The following is a 17,426-nucleotide window of genomic DNA, read 5'->3' on the forward strand; positions in this document are numbered from 1 at the left end:
GGCGGGTCTGGGGGCGGCGCTCTGCTACGGCCACGCCATCCGGGTCTTGGGGGCCGAGATCACCTCGGCGGTCGGCTCCCTCACCCCGCTGGTGGCGAGCGCCCTCGCCTGCCTGCTGCTTGGCGAGGTGTTGACCCTGCCCCATTGGCTGACCCTGGCCTTGCTGGCGAGTGGTGTCATGCTGGCCAGCCGGGTGGCCAGTCCCTCAGCGCTGCTGCCAGCGGCGCAGCAAGCGACCACGCAAGCCGCAGTCCAGTAGCCAGCTGTTGTCGAACACCCGCAGCAGGGCGGGTTTGGCATGGCGAGACATGGCCACGGCGTGAAAGCGCGTCTGCTGGCGGCGCCGCTCGTTCATCTGATCCAGCAGGCTGTGGGGCAGGCTCTGGGCGATGAAGTCGGAGATGACCAAGACATCCGCCTTGGCAAAGGCGGGCTCCTTGAGCTGCTCCAGCGCCTGGGCGAGACAGGGCACCAGATCGGTACCCCCATGGAAGCTCATGGAGAGGAAGCGCTCCGCCTGATCCAGGCCGGTGTCGGCGCGGATCTCCAGGGTGGCCACCTCGGTGGAGAACAGCATCAGGAAGCAGCCCCGCTGCTCATCCATCGCCACCTTGAGCAGGGCGAGGAAGAGCGCCTTGGCACACTCCTCCGGGTAACCGCCCATGGAACCCGAGGTGTCGATGCAGACGATGAAGGGGCCGCGAGACTGGGGATCCGCCCCCCCAGTCTGGGGTGTGCGCAGCAGCAGGCGCTGGCGTGGCAAGGTGCCACGGCACTGGTAGCTGAGCAGGCGCCGCTCGAGATAACGGCGATAGAACTCCAGCTCCAGCTCGGGCAAGCCAAGCATCACCGCCTCGCTGGGCAGCATCCGCATCAGATCGTTGCCCGGGTGTATGCCCACCAGATCATCCGGCACATCATCGCTCACCGCCTCCGCCAGCTCCTGTATCGGGACAGGGGGCAGGGGGCGCTCGCGGGAGTGGCGATCCTGCTCGCTGCGCCCGAGCAAGTCTGCGATCTCCCGCAACAGGGGTTCACGCTCGAGCATGCGCGCGTACTGCTTGATGAGTTCCAGGCTGCGCTTGTGCCAATGGCCCTGGGCGAGATCCCAGAGGCCCCCCGCCGAGATCTGGTGTGGATCCAGGGCGTCGGCCAGGGTGCGGTTTGCCAGCAGCTGATCCTCTATCTCCTGGCGCAGCTTGTCTCGCTCCGCCTCGGCTATCTGGTGCTGCAGCTGCAACAAGGCGCCGACCAGGCTGCTGCGCCACTTCTCGACAAACAACTTTTGCAGCCCTTCACTGGGGTGCTCGCTGAGCTGGCGCACCAGGCTGCGCGCCTCACCGGCGAAGGGGCTGCTCGGCGCCAGCAGATCGAGCAGGGCCGGTAGCTGACCCACCAGCTCGGAGAGGGGCAATCCCTTGTGGCGTTGATAGAGTTGATACTCCTGCTCCAGCACCACAGGCACAGGTTTGTGTTTGATCTCCTCGTTCAGCCGCTCGCTCCAGCTCATGATGCGCCGCTTGAGCCGCTTGCCCTGGCTGCCTGGCGCGCGCCGGATAAATTCGGAGATCTTGGGTGAGGCGGCCAACAGCAGCGCCATCTCCCCGGCTATCTCCCCCTCCTCCATCAGCAGGGCCAGGTCCATCATGCCGATCTCGATCATGATGACCTCAGGATGCGGCGAGCAGGGCCCATGGCACTGGACAGGATCCTCTCAGACGACGGGTCGGTGACGACAAGGTGCGCGGCGACCACGACTCAGTGCCTCTCGCCAAACAGGGCGAGGCGTTCGCGCCAGCTGCGGGCATCCCCCTGCAACTGGCCCAGATCCCGGGCCAGCACGAAGAAGCTCTCTTCCACCTTCTGCAACCACTCCTGACCGAGGAAGAGGTGGCTCTGCTGGCGTTCATACAGGCTGCGTTGCCGACGCAGATCCTGGCTGAGGGTCTCGAGTTGACTCAACAACTCTGTCAGCGTCTGCTGCCAGGGTTCGAGTACCACGGCAGGCAGGGGCTGCTGTCCCACCAGTACCAGCGGCACGCTCTGGCGCTGCACATCCAGCACCCCCAGGCGCAGTTGATCATCGAGCACCAGCTCGTAGTGCCCCTCGGCCGGGCTGCCCAGGTGCCAGCCCACCAGCTTCTCGCCGGTGGGGTGCCAATGCGCCAATCTGTGGCGATCGAATGCCAGGGTCTCGGTGAGTCGGGTCGGATCTTCCGCGCCGAGGGCTGCGGGGTAGAGCAGATGCAAATGTACCTGCTTGCCGAAGGCGTGAGCCCCGGTCAGCGGCAGCGCAATGCCACGGGCGCGGCGTCCGAACCACTGTTGGCGCTGCCTGGCCTTGTGCGCCAGACGCTGGGCCATCTCCCCTTGCAGCAGGCGGAAGCGCTCCTTGAGGTCGAGCAGCTGACGGGTCAGGGCGAGCTGGCGGTAGCAGTGCAGCCGGGCAAACTCCCCCAGCATCTCCTGCAGCGCCTCGCGGGAGGCCTCGTCATGCCAGAGGCAATCCTTGAACAGCAGCAGATCCAGCGGCGCCACCTCTTCACGGCCATTGAAGAAGGCGCTGGCCTTGATGAGCCGCACCGCCTTCTTCCAGCGCCGATCCGACACATAACAGCGGTGGGCCAGCTGGCTGTCGAGCTGCTGGCGCAGCTGATAAATCAGCTCGAAGCAGCCATCGGGCAGCCGCACCTCGTCTATCTGGCCCTGCCAGGCCAGGTACTCGTCGCTGCGGATCTGCACCGAGGCGGGCAAGTTCTGATGAGACTGCCCCTCGCTCGCCAGCATGGCCTGGAAGTTGCCCTTCTCCTGCACCCTGTCCAGCCAGATCCGCACCAGCATGCGATCATAGAGCGCCTCCAGGCCGCTGTCCGGCGCGGGCAACTCGTTGGACGCGGTGACCAGCAGCCGCATGGGAATGGGATGCTGACTGTCGCCGTTGCGAAACTGCCGCTCGTTGATGGCGGTGAGCAGGGTATTGAGGATGGCCGGGCCCGCCTTCCAGATCTCGTCGAGAAACACCACCTCGGCCTCGGGCAGATAGCCTGCGGTGAGGCGCAGGTACTTGCCCTCATCCTTCAGCGCCTGAATGGAGAGGGGACCAAACACCTCTTCCGGGGTGCTGAAGCGGGTCATCAGGTATTCGAAGTGACGCGCCTCATGAAAGGCGAGCTTGAGACGCCGCGCAATCAGACTCTTGGCGATACCGGGGGGGCCGAGCAAGAAGACACTCTCCCCTGACAGGGCGGCCAGCAGCCCCAGACGCAAGGCATCCTGGCGCTCGTACAATCCCTCCCCCAGGGCAGCCAGCAGCCGTGGCAAGCGCTCAGTGATGGCGTTAGCAGAGTGACTCTTCTGGGACAACAGCGACATAGGCAAATTCCGGCTCGAGATAGGGATGGAGATTCAGGTCGGCGGCGTCGGTTCATGGGAAGAGGCGCCGGGTTTCGGGCTGCATAACGGCAAAGGGTGCAGCAAACGCCGTTCGAGTGTACCCTTCCTTGAGTTTTTTTTGCCAATCCAGAGTCAATCAGATGCTAGATCCCTTACGCCAGGGCCTGCTTAGCCGCATGGGCATACCCCAGTGGCAAGTGCGCCGCCCGGCCCTGCTGGGCGCTGAGCCTGCGCCCACAGAGGACACCGCCGACGTGGCCGCCCCCTCACCGCCGAGCCAGCTTGTGGTCGAACCGCGGATCAACATGCCGAGCAGCCATGCCAAGCCCCCCTTGCCGGCGGGCCGACTCTGGATAGTGGCAGACAGCCTGCCTGCCCCCACCCTGCTGGCGGATGTCTGCCTGCTACTGGGATTCGGGACTCAGGAAGTGAGCCTGGTGCCGAGTCTGGATCCTGGCATGGCAACGCCCCTGCTCTGGCTCGAAGCGGCGGATCCCGCCTGGCCCCAGGCACTTGTCTGCCCGCTGCAACCCAGTGCGACCCAGAAACGGGCACTCTGGCAACAGCTTCGCCAGCGCCTGAGCTGAGTCATTGCCACCCTAGCCTTGCACCTTTTCATGGCCCAGATTGCCGTCCCCCGTTTCGGAGTCCAGATGTCCCAAGCCCAGCCCGCATTTCGCCCCCTGCTGGAGAGCGATTTTTCCCTCATCTACCCCATAGAGCAGGCCGCACACCAGGAGCCCTGGAGCCAGGCCAATCTGCTCTCCTGCTTCGGGCCCCGCTACCTCAACGGCTTGCTGCTGGTGGAGGGGCGTCCCGCCGGTTTCTACATCTCGGATCTGGTGGCCGGAGACAGCTCGCTGATGAACATCTGCGTCCATCCTGACTTTCAGGGCAAGGGATTGGGGCGGGCACTGCTGAGGGAATATCTGGCCAGCAGCAAGGCAAAAAAAGCCGAGGCCTGGTTCCTTGAGGTGCGGGCTGGCAACAAGGGCGCCATCGCCCTCTACGAGAGTGAAGGCTTCGCCGAGTATTGCCGCCGCGCCGACTACTATGGCACAGGCCCGGATCGGGAAGATGCCGTGCTGATGTCCCGGCTGTTCGACTTCGGCTGACCCCTCAGCCGGGCCTGACCCTGATCTGGCGCGCCCCCCGCTCTGCTGCCACTCAGGGTGCCAGTGACACGAAGGCGGGATCGTCCAGTGCCAGGGTGGTGCGTAACACCGCATCGAAGCCCGCGACCGACAGCGGCATGAAGAAACCGCGCCGATAGGTCACTCCCGGCATCCAGATCTGCTCGATATCCACCACTATCTGTATCGGTTTGAGCGGGCCACCGCCCTGTTGCAGATAGATGCCAGGGGGCGTATTCACCTTGGGGAAGCGACGCAGTACCCGCTCACTGCCATCCCCCGCACTCGGGTTGAGGCGCACCTTGATCAGCCCGGCCAGGGTGGATGTCAGCGCCGGATCCTGCCACAGCGCCTTGTCGAGCAATTTGCAGCGCCGACACTTGTCTGACTCGATCACATAGAGCACCGCCATGCCGGATTCCCGGGCGAGCTGCCCGGCCCGTGCCGCCCCCTGTTCGCCCTTGAGCCAAGGGTTGCCACGAGCCAGCGCCTGTTGATTCCATGCATACCAACCCACGCCCCCGGCCACCAACAGCAAGGCCAACAGAAGTCCTAACCATTTCCCCAGATTTTTCATTGATCTAGCCTCCGACGACCGACTCTCCCAGTTATCGCCGATTTTGATTAATTTCGCAGCAAAATCCGCTCTCCCTGATCAGGAACAAAACAGCGCACACTTGTAAGCCGTAATCTTAGAGTTTACACTCCAGCCCGATTTTCACGCCCCTGCCGGGCGTCTCTCTGTCATTGAGGATCTACGGATGTCACAGCTTCATTTGCTTCATCTGCTTCGCGAACGCATCGCCCGTCTGGGTAATAAAGCCGCCCTGCGGGTGCAACAGGATGGCCAATGGCGTGCCATCGGCTGGCGCACCCTGGGACAGGCCATGGACTATTGCGCCCAGGCGCTGATCCGGGCCGGTCACCAGGAGTGTGACATGGTCGGCCTCTATGCCCGCAACATGCCGGAGTGGACCCAGGCCGACCTCGGCATCCTGGCCGCTCGCGGGGTCAGCGTGCCCATCTACCCCACCAGCACCCTAGATCAGTTGCGCTACATAGTGCGCGATGCAGGGATCCAGCTGCTGTTCGTGGGGGAGCAGCCACAGTTCGATCAGGCGCTCCACTTGCTGAAGGCTGGCGAGATCCGCCAGATTGTGGCCCTCGATGGCGGTGTCGATCTACGCGGCTGCGAGCAGGCCAGCCACTTCCAGACCTTCCTCTCCTCCGGCAACCATCAGCCCAGCGAACAGACGTTGCGCGCACGCGAACAGCACTACCGGATGGATGATCTGCTGACCCTGATCTACACCTCGGGCACCACGGGCGAGCCCAAGGGGGTCATGCTCGATTTCGCCAACATCGCCGCCTGCTTCGAGATGCATGACAGCCGCCTGGATCTGAGCGAGCAGGATGTGTCTCTGTGCATGTTGCCCCTGAGCCACGTGTTCGAGCGCGCCTGGAGCTATTACGTGCTCTATTGCGGCGCCGAGAACGTCTATATCCGCGATCCCCAGAAGGTGATGGAGGTGATTGGCGAAGTGAAGCCGACCGTGATGTGCGCCGTGCCGCGCCTCTACGAGAAGGCCTACGCCATGATCCAGGCCAAGGTCGCCCAGGCCCCGGCCTTGCGCCGCGCCCTGTTTGGCTGGGCCACCGGGGTCGGCAAGCAGATGGTCGCCACCCGCCAGGCGGGCAAGTCCGCCTCCCCCCTGCTCTACCTGCAGTTGGCCCTGGCCGAGCGGCTGGTGTTTCGCAAGCTGCGGGCCCGCTTCGGTGGCCGCACCCGCTTCCTGCCGGTGGCGGGCGCCCGCCTCGCCGACGATGTGAATCTCTTCTTCCAGGCCATGGGGCTCAACCTCAAGTACGGTTACGGCATGACCGAGACCACGGCCACCGTCTGCTGCTACGAGGACAGCCAGTTCAAGCTGGGCTCTATCGGTACCGTCATGGACGGCATCGAGGTCAAACTCGGCGAGAACAACGAGCTGCTGGTGCGCTCCCCCACTGTGATGCGCGGTTACTACAACAAGCCGGAGGCCACCGCCGAAGTGATGACCGAGGATGGCTTCCTGCGCACCGGCGATGCGGGCGAGCTGGATGGCGAGGGCAATATCTACTTCACCGAGCGCCTCAAGGAGCTGATGAAGACCTCCAACGGCAAGTACGTGGCGCCGCAGCTGGTGGAGGGCACCCTCGGCAAGGATCGTTTCATCGAGCAGATCGCCATCGTCGCCGACGCCCGCCACTTCGTGTCGGCGCTGATCGTGCCCTGCTTCGAGTCTCTGGAGGAGTACGCCCGCTCCATCAACCTGCAATATCAGTGCAAGACCGAGCTGCTGCGCCACTCCCGGGTGATGGCGTTCTTCGAGGTGCGCATTCAGGGTCTGCAACAGGAGCTGGCCAAGTTCGAGCAGGTGAAGAAGTTCACCCTGCTGCCGAGCGCCTTCTCCATGGAGCTGGGGGAGATCACCCCCACCATGAAGCTGCGCCGCAAGATCATCGAGGCCAAGTACCAGAGCGAGATCGAGGCCATGTACAGCCACCTCTGATCTCACTGCCAATCCCCCGATATCGCCGCAGGATCACCAGGTCCTGCGGCGTTTTTCATATTGAAAGCAGTGTTTTCGTCCCGTCATTCAGCTGATGTCAGCAACAGAGTCGCACCATGGCTTCATAGCAGATGAGCCCCTCTTGCCATCCCGTCAAGTCAGGCTCGCACCACTCCCAGAGCGACTCTCTTATGAAGCTGACTTCACTCGAATTCGATGGCCAAACCCATCACTACCTGCTGTTTCATGATCAACTGCAACTGCCCCGCTGGTCCCTGGACAAGACCCAGGATACCGCCCACTTCGAACAGATCGGCAGCAGTCTGTTTCGCCGCCACGACGCCAGTCACTCCCTGTGCAAGCTGGTTGCCGACAAGCATCCACGCTGGTCGCTGGCCTGGTTGTGCCGCGATCAACTCGGCAAGCGGCTGATCGGTCACATCGACGCCCTGCGTGAATGGCGCAGTAACCGGATACTGCGCCAGGTCGGTCTCAATGTGGTGCCTTGCCAGGCAGCCGGGATCGCCATCAACCCTCTCAATCCCCTCGCCTCTTTCCTGGCGGTGCAGTACCTGCAAGATGCCGTTTCGGGGGAGGATTACTTTCTCGGCGCCGACGAGGCACAGCGCCTCGCCCTGCTACGCCGACTCGCCAGGGAGATTGCCACCCTGGCCAGCCACGGTTACTGCCACCGGGATCTCCATTTTGGCAATCTGATGATTGATCCCATGGGGGAGATCATCTGGATTGATACTCATGTACGTCGCCTGCCCTCTGGCGCCAAGGCTCGTCAGCAGATCCTGGCGGCCACCCTCAAACCCGGCAAGCTGCATGGGGAAGGCTATCGCGACTATCTGCTGCAACAGATTAAGCAGTGTCCCCTTCAAGTGCCTGTGCGCCACTGACGCCCGCTCATGGCCTCCACCCCATGAAAAAGCCGCTCCGAGGAGCGGCTTTTTGCTGTTTGCTTGCCACTCAGGGCAGCTTGACCAGGGGCTGCTCCCGCAGCTCTGTGGGACGGCCGGCCTGGATCTTATCCACCTGGGCCAGGGCCTGCTTCACCTCCTCCCCATTGCGCAGCAGGCGATAGGTCAGATCGAAAGTCTTGGTCTCCCCCGGCTGGATCCTGGGTACCAGCCCCAGCGGACGCTGGTACTTGGTGCTGTAGGCATAGCTGGTGCCGGGCTCGATACCGGTCACATAGCCCTGGGCCCGGGTGTCGGTGTTCTTCCACAGGGTCAGCACAGGCAGCTGGTGCGTGTTGTAACCCACAGCCACCCCGACATTGCCCGCTTTGTTGTTGAGCACCGCCAGGGTATTGCCGTCGGCATCGCTGTAGGGCACCAGGTTGAACACCATCTCGTCGAAGCCCTTGGTCGGCCCCAGGTAGGTTTGCCACCCCTTGAGCCCCACCTTGGCGTAGTCGTTGAACGGGGAGATCTGCTTCACCGGGGTGCTGACCCGCGCCCCCTCCTCCAGGATGGGCGCCCCGAAGTTGCCGTGATAGATGATCTGGTACTCGTTCTCGTAGTCGGCGTGGTTGGTCAGCTTGTCCTGCAAGGCAAACTCCGCCTGACCGGGCACTACGCTCAGCTGGGTCCAGGTGACCAGCTCGCTCATCTTGAAGGTGCGTTCGTCCACCCGGCCCCGCACGTGGATAGCGTAGGGCGGCTCCTCGTCCACTGTCACGCTGACCACGGACGCCGGTATGTTCTGCACCCGGCCGTGCAGGCTCTTGAGGCGACCATCGTCATCCACCCCGGGGTGGCCTGTCCACTCATAGCCGCAGCGCACCAGCATCTCGTTGAAGCCATCGAGCCAGCCGAGCCCGGCGCGGCTCTCCAGATCGATGAAGGCCGGGTTGACCACCTCCTTGACCGGGGAATCCCAGCCGAGGCGCACATCGGCCCCCTTGACCTCCTTGATCCCCATGCCACGGGTCGGCACCAGGGTGATCTTCATCACCCCGTTGTCGACGATGAGCAAGTCCACCCCCTCCTGGCGCCCGCCGTGCAGGCGCTTCTTCTCGATGGAGAAGGGCACCGGGCTCTTGATCCTCAGCTTGTCGCTGGTGATCTTCCAGTCCCCCACATCCAGCCCCTGCTGGGAATCGGTCAGCAGGAATTCGGCGGCCTGGCCAGAGCTCGCGCCCAGGGCGAGCAACACGGCAATGGAGAGTCTCTTCAACATGGCTTTATCCTCGTGTCTCTTGTTCTTGTGAGTGGTTTTCGTGAAAGCTGAATCGTTTCAGTGATCGAAAACTAGGCGCCTGACGCACCAGACTCAAGGGACAAAAGGGGGAAATGTGAGCCGTTTGACAATAAAGACGTCAATGGGCTTGCTGAAGTGAAGGCTGACTCACACTTCTTTTCCCGATAACAGGGCAGCCAGGAAGACGACCCGCGGCCATGAAAAAGCCGCTCCGAGGAGCGGCTTTTTGTATCAGGAGACGATCAGGCGGGCACTGTGCGGCCGAAGTAGTCGGCCAGGAAGTCGTCGAAACTCAGGCTGTCGCCCCGCTCCCGTTCCCGCTGTTTGAGCAGGGACTCCCGCGCCTCACCGGCAAAGTAAGCCTCATCCCAGTACTGCAGTTCACCGGCCAGCAACTGTTCGCGATACTGACTGGCCAAGGCGTCGCCGAAGCAGCCGTTATCCAGGTCGCTCTCCTTGAGCAGCTTGAGCAGGCGGGCCGAGTAGGTGAGTTCGGGGTTGTTGAGCTTGGCTCTGTGCGTCGCCACCGTCTCACGATAGCGATTACGGCCACAGCAACGGTCCAGCAAGGCCGCAACCTCGTCCAGCTCGTCAAACAGGCTGAGTCCGTACTCCTTGAGGCCAAGGGCTGTGCCCTGCTCATCTTCGAGCTGCAGGCCGGGGCGACGCCCCTCCAGCACGACCTTGTTCATGTTGCGACGATTGCGGGCGATCTCCTCTTCCGACAGCTGGGCAGAGGGACGCAGCAGGCACCACACCAGGAAGACGTCGAAGAAACGTACCTGCTCCACGTCGATACCGAGCGGCGTGAAGGGGTTCACGTCCACGGTGCGCAATTCTATGTATTCGATACCACGCTGCTCCAGCGCATCCGACGGCTTCTCGCCGCTGCGGGGGGTACGCTTGGGGCGGATAGGCGCATACAACTCGTTTTCGAGTTGCAAGACATTGTCATTGAGCTGGCGATACTCGCCGTTCACCTTGACCCCTATCTTGGCAAACTCGGGGTCATGGGTACTGATGGCCCGGCGCAGGGAGGCCACATAGGCAGGCAAGTTGTCGTGGCTGATATTGAGCATGCTCTGGGAGCTGCTGGTATAACCGAGATCGGACAGACGCAGGGAGGTGGCATAGGGCAGATAGAGAGTCCCCTTGCCAATCTTCTCGAACGGCAGGGTGCTGGTCCGCCCCTTGAGGAAGGATTGGCAGATGGCAGGGGAAGCGCCAAACAGGTAAGGCACCAGCCAGCCGAAGCGGTAGACGTTGCGAATAAGCCCCATGTACTTCTCGGAGATGAAGCGCTGGCTGCAACAGGGCTCCCCCGCCAGATCCTGCCATTCACACCAGAAGCTGTCCGGCATGGAGAAGTTGAAGTGGATGCCGGCGATCACCTGCATCAGGCTGCCATAGCGATTCTTGAGGCCCTGGCGATAGAGGGTCTTCATCCGGCCTATGTTGGAGCTGCCGTACTGGGCAAGCCGTATGCTCTCCTCGTCACCGACGAAGCAGGGCATGGAGAGCGGCCAGAGGCGCTCTTCGCCGATGTGCTGGCTGACATGGTGATGAATGTCGCCCAGCTGCTCCATCAGGCTCTCGATAGAGTCGGTGGCCGGGGTAATGAACTCCAGCAAGCTCTCGGAGTAGTCGGTGGTGATGTTGGCATGGGTCAGGGCCGAGCCCAGACTGCGGGGGTGATCCCCCTGGGCCAGGCCACCCTCGGGGGTGATGCGCAGGGTCTCGCGCTCCAGGCCACGCCGGATCCCCTTGAGGGCAGAGAGACGCTCCGGGGTTCCCAACGCCGCCAGTAACTCGCGCAGTGACAAGCTAGATGTGGTCATATTCAAGACTCATTGTTGGCCGCCCCAGTCGGGGCGGCACTCAGGCATGCCGCACGCTTCTCTAGGGAAGTTGCAGCGGATAGATAGGAAGATGAAGCTGGCTTAAGGGTTTTTCAAGCTTTTGCTTGTCTCCCACCACCACTATTACCATCTGCTTGGGATCGAGCCAGTGGGCCGCGCTCTGCTTTAGAGTCTCTTGTGAAACCGTTTTAATCAGTTGGCTCTGGGCCTGAACGAAATCCGGTTTCAGGTCATACATGATCATCTGCAGCAGGAAGCCCGCCTTCTGGCTCAGGGTCTCATAAGAGAGCGCATCCTGCTGGGAGACGGCACTGCGCATGTAGGCCAGCTCCACCGGGGTGGGGCCGCTCCCCTGATACCCTTCCAGCTCCTTGAGGAACTGGCGAATGGCATCCACGGTGGCATCCGCCCGCACATTGGCACCGGTGGCGAAGACACCGACATCACGATTGGCGGAGAAACCCGAGCTGGCGCCATAGGTGTAGCCCTTGTCTTCCCGCAGGTTGAGGTTGATCCGGCTGTTGAAATTGCCCCCCAGGTTGAAGTTCATCAGACCGGCGGTGAAGTAATCCCCCGTGGTATCAAACGCCATGGCGCGGCGACCGATGCGGATCACCGACTGGGGCGCCCCCGGCTTGTCCACCAGATAGATGCCCGGCTTGGCTTGCGCCACCTTGGGTTTGAGGTCGCCAAGGGTAGGGGCCGTGCCTTGCCATTCGGTCAGGAAGCCGAGCTGATCCTCCACCTGCTGCTGGGTGACGTCACCCACCACCACCACCTTGGCATGGCTCGAGTCGTAGTAGTGCTGATAGAAGCGCTTCACATCGCTCAGGGTCAGCTTGGCGACATCCGCGGGCAGACCCTCAGCCGGTTCCCCCAGACGGCTGCCCTTGCCATAGATCAGCTCGCGAAACGCCTGACCCGCCAGCCATTCAGGCTGCTGCTCGCTCTGCTTCATGCCTTGCAGCAACTGCGCCTTGGTGCGCTCAAAGTCTGCCTCACGCAGGCCGGGGCGCAGCCACAGCTCCTTCACCAGTGCCAGGGTCTGGGGCAGCTTGTCAGTCAGGCTGCTGATGGTGATCAGGTTGTTGTACTGGGCGCTGGAAAACTCGATGCTGGCCCCCAGCTTTTGCAACTCGTCGCTGAGCGCTGCCTCGGAGAGGCGTACCGACCCCTGCTCCATCATGGCCGCGGTCAGATTGGCCAGTCCCAGCTCCCCCTTGCTCTCGGCACTGATGCCACCGGGCAGGGCAATCATGATGGAGACGGCCGGGATCTCGTCACTCTGGCTGCCGATGATCTCGATGCCCTTGTCGAGCTTGCCATGCCAGATGGCCGGCACCTTGGCACTGACCGCATCGCTCACCCTGGGCTGCACACCGCGATCGAAACTGTCGGTCACCGGGCGCAGCGGCAGGGCCGCTTCATGCTTGTTGTAATCGGGTAGCTCACGCTTGGCCGGGGTGAAGTTGGGGGGAGCCACCTGCCACTGGCTCTTGCCTTTGGGCACCACACTCATCACCACCGCAGGCTTGCCCGCAATGAACTTGTCATAGGCCGCCTTGACCTGCTCCGGGGTCACCTTGCCAATGGCATCCAGGCTCTTGAACACGTAGTTGGGATCACCGGCCAGCACCTGGCCCATGGCCAATTGGCTGACCTTGCCCTCGACGCTATCGAGTCCCCAGATGGTGGAGGCGCGATACTTGCTGATGGCTTTCTCCAGATCCTCCGGCTTGAGGCCACGCTGGGCGAAGTCGCCGATCGCCTTGTCCACCTCAGCCTTGAGGCTCTTGAGGCTGCCATCCACCGCCGGGTTCGGATAGGCGTAGACGGTCAGGGTACAGGCCAGCTCCTCGCAATAGTGAGTGGCCCCCACTTCCAGCGCCTTGCCGGTCTTGACCAGGGATTGATAGAGCATGGAGCTGGCCGAACCGCCCAGCACATCGGCGAACATGTCCAGCGCAGGCTCCTGGGGATCCCCCAGGGCGACGGTCGGATAGTTGATGTAGAGCAGCGGCAGGTGTACCTTGTCTTCCAGGGTGATGTAGCGGGTCTCGGGCAGACTCACCGGCTCGGGGGTCGGCTCGGCAACCTCGGGCCCTCGGGGAATGGTGCCGAAGTACTGCTCAATCCAGGCCAGGGCCTGCTTGCTGTCAAAATCCCCCCCCAGAGTCAGGGTCGCATTGTTGGGGCCATACCAGCGCAGGAAGAACTGCTTGAGGTCATCCACCCCGACGCGGTCCAGATCCTCCACATAGCCGATCGGCTGCCAGGAGTAGGGGTGAGTGCGCGGGTAGAGCGCCTCGCCCACCCGCTCGCTCACCAGGCCGTAGGGCTGGTTGTCGACCCGCTGACCGCGCTCGTTCTTGACGGTGGCGCGCTGGATCTCGAACTTCTTCTGGCTGACCGCATCGAGCAGGAAGCCCATGCGATCCGCCTCCAGCCAGAGCACTTTCTCCAGCTGATTGGCTGGCACCGTCTCGTAGTAGTTGGTTCTGTCCTTGTTGGTGGTGCCATTCATGTCACCACCGGCCTCGTTGATGATGCGCATGTGCTCCTGATCCCCCACATGCCTGGAGCCCTGGAACATCATGTGCTCGAAGAAGTGGGCGAAGCCGGACTTGCCGACCGTTTCGCGCGATGAGCCGACGTGATAGGTCACATCCAGGTGCACCAGGGGATCCGATCTGTCCGGCGCCAGGATCACGGTCAGGCCATTGTCCAGCTTGTACATCTGGTAGGGAATGGCGAGCTGGCCCGCCGTCTTGGTCTGCTGGGATACCAGGGTTGGCGCGGCCAGAAGTGGCAGGCTGAACCCGAGCAATATGCCGAGTGGGATGAGTTTGTTCACTGTTACCTCGTAGATGAAAGGCACCGGCTAGAAGAATTGAATCGCCAGCAACAGGACCAGGCCATAACGGATTAACTTACCGAGACCGATGAGAATAAGCGAGCGCCAGAATGAGAGGCGCAGCCAGCCGGCCAACAGGCAGAGCCCGTCGCCGAGAATGGGCGTCCAGGCGAGCAGCAGACACCAATGACCATGTTGTTTGAGCCATCCAAGCGCCTTTTGTTCCCCACGTCCCTGAAAATCTTCGGGTTTTTTCTTGAAGGTCGCCAGCCAGCCGAGCCACCAGCTGGTCATGGATCCCAGGGTATTGCCGATGGTGGCCCAGAGTAGCAGGCTGGCCGGGCTCCACTCCCCCCGGCTCGCCATGGCCCCCAGCAGCAGCTCGGAGCCACCGGGCAAGAGCGTCGCCGAGCCAAAGGCGCTCAGAAACAGCCAGCCGAGACTCATCTCCATGAGAGGGGCGCCGCCCGGCCCGCAAGCCGAGCCTGATGCGCTCGGTCAGCCTGCGGCCTGTGGTTAGTCATCCACGCTCGCGGGCATGCGCAGCAGCAGTTTGCCACGAGTGTGACCCGCTTCGATGGCGGTGTGGGCCAGGGCCCCGTCGGCCAGCTCGAACTCGCGATTGATGCAGATCTGCGCCTCATCGATGCGCAGCAGGGTCAGCATCTGGGCCAGCTGCTTGGGATTGGGCTGCACCAGCATGCCGCGCACCTCGATGCCGCGCTCGCTGCCCGCCAGCTTGATCGCCTCCGCCGTGATGGTCGGCACTGTGATCAGGCGGCCGCCGCTGGCCACGCAAGCCAGCGCCGCCTTGCCACTCTCGCCACCGACCAAATCCAGGACCAGCTCAACCTGACCGACCTGAGCAGCCCAATCGGCATCGTGGTAATCGACCAGCCGCTCGGCGCCTATGCCGTGCAGGAAACCATGGTTATCCGGGCTGGCCAGCGCGGTCACCTTGGCGCCATAGGCCCTGGCCCACTGCACCGCCAGGTGGCCGACACCGCCCGCCCCGGCCAGGATCAGTACCCGCTGCCCCTGTTTGAGCTCACCATGGTCGAACAGGCCCTGCCAGGCGGTCAAGCCTGCCAGGGGCAGGGCCGCACCCTGTTTGAGGCTCACCTCTTCCAGCGGCACCAGCAGCTCGGCCGGGGTCAGGGCAGACTCGGCGTAGGCGCCGCCCTGCAGCGGGAAGCCGATCATGCCACACACCTTGTCGCCCACCTTGAGGGTCTCTACCCCAGGGCCAAGGGCTTCCACCACACCGGCCATGTCATAGCCTGGTGTCCAGGGCAGCTTGTCCTTGTTTTCGGCGGCGGCCCACCCTAGACCGGCGCGGGTCTTGGCGTCGATGGGGTTGACCCCGGCGTAACAGATGCGCACCCGCACCTCACCCTCGGCGGGCATGCCATCCAGAGAGGGGTTTAGTCTGAGTACCGAGGGGGGGCCGAATGCGGTAATCTGTAGTTGCGTCATTGCAGATTCCATCCTTATGGTTGACGGTGAGGCGACAGGATAACAGTGAGGACACCATGGCTCGAATGTTTCTTATCCCGCTGCTGCTGGCCCTGGCCTGGTGGCTGTTTCTGCTCTACTTTCGCATCCCCATCAAGCGGGGCGCCAAGGGCTTTTACTGGATCATCGGGCTGGGTGGCGCCCTTGCCGCCTTCCTCAGCCTGATGATGATACTCACCCACTAGAAAACCCCATGCTAACCGGGCTTAGCCCCCTCCCGTCGGAGCCTCGATGTCAGCTGGCACTGCCATTGACGCTGCTAACTTGCCCATCCAAGAGGCCCTGGGCGAGCCTCTCTGTCAGGGCCCAGTCTGATATTGACCCGGTTCGGATTGCCCGGTCTCTTGCAGGGCATAGTGACGGTTGCTGCCCTGGGTCAGCACCCCCTCGCGCATCAACTGCACGAAGATCTTGTCCACCTCTTCAAGGGGCAAGGAGAGCGCCTGAGCGACCGCCCGTTTACCACATTTGAGTCGCCCGCTTTGCAGACCCTGGCGTACCGCATCCAGCGGCGTGAGCTGGGGGGCTGGCTCAGATTGCCCCTCATCATGGTCATGCTGATCCATGCGCCCCCTCTCCCCTGAGACCCGGGAGACGACACACCCACTGCTGCGCTGAGCCTGCCAGTGGCGGCGAAAACGGGTCTCATCCCCAATCAGGGAGACGAAAAAGGCTCCGAACACATCGAGCAGCACAGAGAGGAAACAGACCAGCAAGAATTGCACCTGGCCTATGCTCACCCCCATCCCCTCCGCCAGACTGCTCATCAGCCCCAGCATCGAAGATTGTTCATTGAGCGGCTTGGCATCACGCTCAAGGCGCAGTTCATCCTGCTTCAATCTGAGCTGGGTATTGGCCTGCTGCAAACCACTCACCCCACTGGAGATGCGGGCCATTTCGATGTACTTGCGCGCCGCCTCCTCATTGAGGCGGATCTGGCGCTCTATGCTGTCGATCTGCTCATCAAAGCGCGCGACCTCCCGCTCATGTTTGGCCTGGATGCCGAGCACGGTGTTGGTGGCGCTGTTGATGCCCCCTATGCTGCCGCCGATGGAGATGGCCGCCAGCACGGCGTAGAACAGCAGTGACCAGAAGGCACCACCTAGCTCCCGCCGCGCCCGGCGCTCGCCATATTCGTACCAGATGTAGAATTTGCCGAGCTCAAAAATGATGGCAAGGCCGCCAAACAACCACTTCATCAAGGGGTTGTCGTCGATGGAGAGAAACAGCAACAAAGAGAAAACGATGGAGGCCAAGATGGCCAGCCCGGTAAAACCATAGACGGTGGTGAGTGCGAACCAGCCTTTGGGGTAACGTAACTGGGATGAGGGAGACGCTGGGGGCAAGGAGATGGCTGTCTGCATGATGCTGCGCTGGCGGTTGGAATATCAGACCGCCGATTATAGAGTCGCTCCGCCAAGATTGAAGGCTATCACTCTGAAATGGCAAGATATTACCGACGTTCGGACAGGGGATGACCAGTTCGGTCAGATTTTCGACCTAAATCCACTTTCCCCAGGCTCATTAGGCTGGGATCCAGCTAGCTGACACTATACTGGCACCAGTCATCACCACATCGAGGATCTATCATGCGACATAGCGCACTGCTGCTCACCCTGCTTGCCCTGAGCGCCACCACCCAGGCCGCACCACCCAGTAACAAAGATGGTGGCGTCAGCCTGTCGGGCGGCGCAATCAATGTCGATTTTGACACCAAGGAGTACGACTGGTGGCAGCACAACTGTCTGGATATCCGCATAGGGGACAGTCGCCTCAAGACTGACTGCGGCAACATGGATGGCAAATACCGCGATCACTACAATCGCAGCGTCCACGGTGACAACAATCCGGGCCAGGGTCACAACAAATCCAAAGGTAATAATGGCAAGGGTAAGCACAATTAAGCCCC

The 17,426-nt window shown here is 62.4% G+C and carries 16 protein-coding genes; 7 read left to right on the top strand and 9 right to left on the bottom strand.

The window, feature by feature from the left end:
- Nucleotides 1-259, top strand: a 259-nt coding sequence (locus tag BN1130_RS19770) for an EamA family transporter (RefSeq protein ID WP_042044155.1), incomplete at its 5' end; no start/stop codon positions are given.
- Here BN1130_RS19770 and viaA read toward each other — a convergent pair.
- The gene (gene viaA / locus BN1130_RS19775) at nt 206-1,663 is read right to left on the bottom strand and encodes an ATPase RavA stimulator ViaA (RefSeq protein ID WP_042044157.1); all 1,458 of its coding nucleotides are present in this window, start codon (nt 1,661-1,663) and stop codon (nt 206-208) included. The genes BN1130_RS19770 and viaA overlap by 54 nt on opposite strands.
- A gap of 95 nt (nt 1,664-1,758) precedes the next feature.
- A complete protein-coding gene (locus BN1130_RS19780; protein WP_042044159.1) occupies nt 1,759-3,372 on the bottom strand; it encodes an ATPase RavA domain-containing protein in 1,614 nt (537 codons plus the stop codon).
- 161 nt (nt 3,373-3,533) lie between these two features.
- On the opposite strand from BN1130_RS19780, the gene BN1130_RS19785 reads away from it, so the two are divergent.
- Complete coding sequence (locus BN1130_RS19785; RefSeq protein WP_042044160.1) at nt 3,534-3,980, top strand: hypothetical protein; 447 nt, start codon at nt 3,534-3,536, stop codon at nt 3,978-3,980.
- 66 nt (nt 3,981-4,046) lie between these two features.
- Nucleotides 4,047-4,508: a ribosomal protein S18-alanine N-acetyltransferase gene (gene rimI, locus BN1130_RS19790; RefSeq protein ID WP_042044161.1), complete on the top strand. Its 462-nt coding sequence runs from the start codon at nt 4,047-4,049 to the stop codon at nt 4,506-4,508.
- Nucleotides 4,509-4,560: 52 nt separating this feature from the next.
- On the opposite strand, the gene BN1130_RS19795 is transcribed toward rimI, so the two are convergent.
- Nucleotides 4,561-5,103 carry a hypothetical protein gene (locus tag BN1130_RS19795; RefSeq protein ID WP_042044162.1) on the bottom strand — a complete coding sequence of 181 codons (543 nt, stop codon included), beginning with the start codon at nt 5,101-5,103 and terminating at the stop codon, nt 4,561-4,563.
- A 184-nt stretch (nt 5,104-5,287) separates the two neighbouring features.
- Between BN1130_RS19795 and BN1130_RS19800 the strand changes: the two genes are divergently transcribed.
- A complete protein-coding gene (locus BN1130_RS19800) occupies nt 5,288-7,078 on the top strand; it encodes an AMP-dependent synthetase/ligase (RefSeq protein WP_042044163.1) in 1,791 nt (596 codons plus the stop codon).
- A gap of 191 nt (nt 7,079-7,269) precedes the next feature.
- Nucleotides 7,270-7,983, top strand: coding sequence for a lipopolysaccharide kinase InaA family protein (locus BN1130_RS19805; protein WP_052448273.1), 714 nt, complete (start codon nt 7,270-7,272; stop codon nt 7,981-7,983).
- Nucleotides 7,984-8,053: 70 nt separating this feature from the next.
- Here BN1130_RS19805 and BN1130_RS19810 read toward each other — a convergent pair whose 3' ends face one another.
- The 5 genes from BN1130_RS19810 to BN1130_RS19830 form a co-directional block, all read right to left on the bottom strand.
- On the bottom strand, nt 8,054-9,268 hold the full coding sequence (locus tag BN1130_RS19810; RefSeq protein WP_042044164.1) for an aldose 1-epimerase family protein: 1,215 nt from the start codon (nt 9,266-9,268) through the stop codon (nt 8,054-8,056).
- Between the two features lie 263 nt (nt 9,269-9,531).
- Complete coding sequence (gene gshA, locus BN1130_RS19815; RefSeq protein ID WP_042044165.1) at nt 9,532-11,127, bottom strand: glutamate--cysteine ligase; 1,596 nt, start codon at nt 11,125-11,127, stop codon at nt 9,532-9,534.
- Between the two features lie 61 nt (nt 11,128-11,188).
- The gene (locus tag BN1130_RS19820; RefSeq protein ID WP_042044166.1) at nt 11,189-14,002 is read right to left on the bottom strand and encodes a M16 family metallopeptidase; all 2,814 of its coding nucleotides are present in this window, start codon (nt 14,000-14,002) and stop codon (nt 11,189-11,191) included.
- Nucleotides 14,003-14,029: 27 nt separating this feature from the next.
- Nucleotides 14,030-14,455 (bottom strand): YqaA family protein, encoded by a 426-nt coding sequence (locus tag BN1130_RS19825; protein ID WP_042044167.1) that lies wholly within the window; start codon nt 14,453-14,455, stop codon nt 14,030-14,032.
- A gap of 63 nt (nt 14,456-14,518) precedes the next feature.
- Complete coding sequence (locus BN1130_RS19830) at nt 14,519-15,478, bottom strand: NADP-dependent oxidoreductase (protein WP_042044169.1); 960 nt, start codon at nt 15,476-15,478, stop codon at nt 14,519-14,521.
- Between the two features lie 56 nt (nt 15,479-15,534).
- On the opposite strand from BN1130_RS19830, the gene BN1130_RS22480 reads away from it, so the two are divergent.
- Nucleotides 15,535-15,702 (top strand): hypothetical protein, encoded by a 168-nt coding sequence (locus BN1130_RS22480; protein WP_198135324.1) that lies wholly within the window; start codon nt 15,535-15,537, stop codon nt 15,700-15,702.
- Between the two features lie 114 nt (nt 15,703-15,816).
- Here the strand turns inward: BN1130_RS22480 and BN1130_RS19835 are convergent, their stop codons facing one another.
- Complete coding sequence (locus BN1130_RS19835; protein ID WP_042044171.1) at nt 15,817-16,881, bottom strand: hypothetical protein; 1,065 nt, start codon at nt 16,879-16,881, stop codon at nt 15,817-15,819.
- 225 nt (nt 16,882-17,106) lie between these two features.
- On the opposite strand from BN1130_RS19835, the gene BN1130_RS19845 reads away from it, so the two are divergent.
- Nucleotides 17,107-17,421 (top strand): hypothetical protein, encoded by a 315-nt coding sequence (locus BN1130_RS19845; RefSeq protein WP_042044173.1) that lies wholly within the window; start codon nt 17,107-17,109, stop codon nt 17,419-17,421.
- The last annotated feature ends 5 nt before the right edge of the window (nt 17,422-17,426 follow it).

Origin of the sequence: Aeromonas rivuli (genome assembly GCF_000820045.1) — a bacterium.
Classification (GTDB): domain Bacteria; phylum Pseudomonadota; class Gammaproteobacteria; order Enterobacterales; family Aeromonadaceae; genus Aeromonas; species Aeromonas rivuli.

Bases quoted from the DNA above. Each gene is read 5' to 3' on its own strand.
- viaA (WP_042044157.1), bottom strand. From the start codon at position 1,663: ATGATCGAGATCGGCATGATGGACCTGGCCCTGCTGATGGAGGAGGGG.
- BN1130_RS19795 (WP_042044162.1), bottom strand. From the start codon at position 5,103: ATGAAAAATCTGGGGAAATGGTTAGGACTTCTGTTGGCCTTGCTGTTG.
- BN1130_RS19845 (WP_042044173.1), top strand. From the start codon at position 17,107: ATGCGACATAGCGCACTGCTGCTCACCCTGCTTGCCCTGAGCGCCACC.
- BN1130_RS19800 (WP_042044163.1), top strand. From the start codon at position 5,288: ATGTCACAGCTTCATTTGCTTCATCTGCTTCGCGAACGCATCGCCCGT.
- BN1130_RS19835 (WP_042044171.1), bottom strand. From the start codon at position 16,881: ATGCAGACAGCCATCTCCTTGCCCCCAGCGTCTCCCTCATCCCAGTTA.
- rimI (WP_042044161.1), top strand. From the start codon at position 4,047: ATGTCCCAAGCCCAGCCCGCATTTCGCCCCCTGCTGGAGAGCGATTTT.
- BN1130_RS19810 (WP_042044164.1), bottom strand. From the start codon at position 9,268: ATGTTGAAGAGACTCTCCATTGCCGTGTTGCTCGCCCTGGGCGCGAGC.
- BN1130_RS19825 (WP_042044167.1), bottom strand. From the start codon at position 14,455: ATGGAGATGAGTCTCGGCTGGCTGTTTCTGAGCGCCTTTGGCTCGGCG.
- BN1130_RS19780 (WP_042044159.1), bottom strand. From the start codon at position 3,372: ATGTCGCTGTTGTCCCAGAAGAGTCACTCTGCTAACGCCATCACTGAG.
- BN1130_RS22480 (WP_198135324.1), top strand. From the start codon at position 15,535: ATGGCTCGAATGTTTCTTATCCCGCTGCTGCTGGCCCTGGCCTGGTGG.
- gshA (WP_042044165.1), bottom strand. From the start codon at position 11,127: ATGACCACATCTAGCTTGTCACTGCGCGAGTTACTGGCGGCGTTGGGA.
- BN1130_RS19785 (WP_042044160.1), top strand. From the start codon at position 3,534: ATGCTAGATCCCTTACGCCAGGGCCTGCTTAGCCGCATGGGCATACCC.
- BN1130_RS19830 (WP_042044169.1), bottom strand. From the start codon at position 15,478: ATGACGCAACTACAGATTACCGCATTCGGCCCCCCCTCGGTACTCAGA.
- BN1130_RS19805 (WP_052448273.1), top strand. From the start codon at position 7,270: ATGAAGCTGACTTCACTCGAATTCGATGGCCAAACCCATCACTACCTG.